Below are 2,766 nucleotides of genomic sequence, written 5' to 3' on the forward strand. Positions count from 1 at the left end.
ATCAAGCTCGGCATCGTTACCAGTCTGATAAGCGCCGATGCGAATCAGGTCTTCTGACTTTGCATATGCTGACAGCAGCCGGCGAACATGATTCGCGACACGTAGGTGCTCAGGTGTTGTGACTGCCGGCATCAAACGGCTCACCGAATCCACGACGTTCACAGGCGGATACCATCCCGCTCCGGCCATCTGCCGTGAAAGCACGATATGTCCATCGACGATGGAGCGGACAGAGTCCACAATCGGATCCTGCTGATCGTCGCCTTCCATCAGAACTGTATAGAACGCTGTAATGCTACCCGTCTGGAAGTTCCCGGCACGCTCCAGCAGCCGCGCTGTCTTGGCAAATACCGAAGGCGTATATCCCTTACTCGCGGGCGGCTCGCCGGCAGCGAGGCCAATCTCGCGCGCCGCCATGGCGAAACGGGTTACCGAGTCCAGAACCAGCAATACATTCTTACCCTGGGCCGCGAAGTACTCTGCCACCGATGTTGCGGACATCGCCACACGCATACGCATCAATGGAGACTGGTCGCTGGTCGCGACCATGACCACGCTGCGCTTACGCCCTTCCTCGCCAATGGCGTCCTCAAGAAACTCGCCGACTTCTCGTCCCCGCTCGCCGACGAGACCGACCACCGTCAGATCCGCCGATGTATTGCGGGTCATCATGCCGATCAGCGTGCTCTTACCGACGCCTGATCCGCCAAAGATACCGATGCGCTGTCCGCGGCCTACCGAGAGAACTCCATCGATGACGCGAAGCCCCGTTCCAAGGGGTTCACGAATCGGCTTTCGCTCCATCGGGCCCGGAGGGTTCACATCCAATGGCCACCGTTCGATCGCATCGAGCGATGGGCCGCCATCAATCGGTTGACCGCCGGCGTCGAAGACACGGCCAAGCATCTGCTCGCTTACCGAAAGCGAGGGCCTGCGGCGCATCGCAAACACCTTTGCGCCGAAACGAACACCGGCAACCGCATCTACCGGGCTCAGCAGCGTGCGGCTGCCGCGAATTCCTACAACCTCGGCCTCAAGCCGGTTGCCATCCGCAACGATTTCACAACACTCACCTACGGAGCAAGGAGGTCCGTCTGCCTCGATCAGTTGCCCTTCTGCTTCAGCAACACGTCCGCTCCATCGCCAAGAAGGCGTCGAAGACAGCCGTGCATGAAAGCGTTGCAACCTCATGAGGGACGCTTTCCAAGCAGCTCGCAGAAGCTGGTCTCAATTTCAGAAAGCTGCGCTTCCACTCCCAAGTCCACAGAGCCACACTTCGTATAGAGCTCACAGGCCCCAGGCTGCATTGCGCCGTCCCCTTCTACCTGGACATCCTGGCCCTGCAGGATATCTGTCCACGCGGCCACGTCGGCGCGAGGCACGCGAAGACGGACTTCATCTTCACTGGTCATCTGCTCTACCGCGACACGAACCACGCCACGCAGCATAAGAGGATCAAGCTTCGCTTCACGATTCAGAATGCGCCGCGACAATGCGAGGGCAAGTTTTACGACCTCAGCCTCGGCGTCGGCAAAATAACGTTTGCGATCTGCTTCAAATGCCTCGACGGCATCGCCTATCTCGCGGCGAAGTTCGGCGTGCCGCTCCTCTGCCTCTTCTTCCATTGCCGCGCGCGTCTGCTTCGCACCCTGCTCGCGCGCCAGGGAAACGTCTGCGATACGTTGCTGCTCTGCCTGAAAAAGCGCCGCACGAAGACGTTCCAATTCAGCGGTGAAATCCTCTTCTGCTTCAGCGGGTTGTACCTCACGTCCAAGGCGGCCATGTGACCGGAACCGTAGCGGGCCCACAGAGTGATCACGCCCAGTGGACTCAAGCGGAAAGGTCATTATCAGTCTCCATTCTCAGCATCAACTTTCCTTCTGCTTCAAGCCGCCGCGCCAGCGCCAACAGTTCCTGCTGGGCCTGTGCGACATCGCGCGAGCGGATGGGTCCCATCACTTCCATATCCTCGCGAAGCATTTCGGCAGCGCGCGTGCTCATCGCCTGGAACAGGTGCGCACGCAGAGATTCCTTGGCGCCCTTCATCGCCGTTGACAGAATCTTCTTGTCCGCCGCGCCAACGATCTCGCGGATACCGGCCTGCGGTACCGTCAGCAGGTCATCGAAGGTAAACATCAGGTTGCGGATACCAAGCGCGATCTCGGGCTGGTTCTGCTCGATGTCTTCGAGGATCTTCTTGCTCAACATCTGATCTACGCGATTCAGCATCTCGGCCACGGCCTTGAAACCAGCATAGGAATGTTTCTTGTTCTGTCCGATCGATTCAGAGCGGCGATACAGTTGCAACGCAACCTTCTGTGCCATCTCCGGAGAGAACTGACGCATTTCCGCAAGCCGCTTCACCACCTCAGTCCTCAGCTCCTCACTAAGAGCGATTAGCACCAACGCGGCGCGGCCGGCTTCCAGGTGAGCCAGGACCAGTGCGACAGTCTGGGGATGCTCGCCCTCGAGGAACTTCGACAGCTGCCGTGGATCAATCTTCTGCAACATGGTGAGGTCGCTCATGGAGCGCTCACGCAGGCGCCACACTTCGTTCAACAGCTCTTCTGCGCGGTTCTCTCCAAAGGCCTTTTGCAGCAGCCGGCGGGCATAGTCAACACCGCCACGTGTCGCAAACTTCTGCGTCTCCTGCAAAGCGTAGTACTCGCCGATCACGTTGGCCAGTTCTTCTCTGGGAACCGTGCCGAGACGCATGATCTCTTCCGTCACGCGCTRGACGTCTGTTTCAGACAGATACTGAAACAT

3 protein-coding genes are annotated in these 2,766 nt (G+C 58.9%); all 3 read right to left on the bottom strand.

Annotated features, from left to right (window positions below; translation table 11 throughout):
* The coding region (locus AB4043_RS21495; protein ID WP_442308034.1) for a FliI/YscN family ATPase at positions 1–1,191 on the bottom strand (1,191 nt) is incomplete at its 3' end.
* The gene (locus AB4043_RS21500) at positions 1,188–1,847 is read right to left on the bottom strand and encodes a FliH/SctL family protein (protein ID WP_442299377.1); all 660 of its coding nucleotides are present in this window, start codon (positions 1,845–1,847) and stop codon (positions 1,188–1,190) included. The genes AB4043_RS21495 and AB4043_RS21500, both read right to left, overlap by 4 nt.
* A partial coding sequence (gene fliG, locus AB4043_RS21505) for a flagellar motor switch protein FliG (protein WP_442308035.1) occupies positions 1,831–2,766 on the bottom strand: 936 nt, incomplete at its 5' end. The genes fliG and AB4043_RS21500, both read right to left, overlap by 17 nt.

The sequence above is a fragment of the Terriglobus sp. YAF25 genome, assembly GCF_052113305.1.
Lineage (GTDB): Bacteria > Acidobacteriota > Terriglobia > Terriglobales > Acidobacteriaceae > Terriglobus.

Coding starts and splice junctions, on each gene's coding strand:
- AB4043_RS21500 (WP_442299377.1), bottom strand. CDS start 1,847: ATGACCTTTCCGCTTGAGTCCACTGGGCGTGATCACTCTGTGGGCCCG.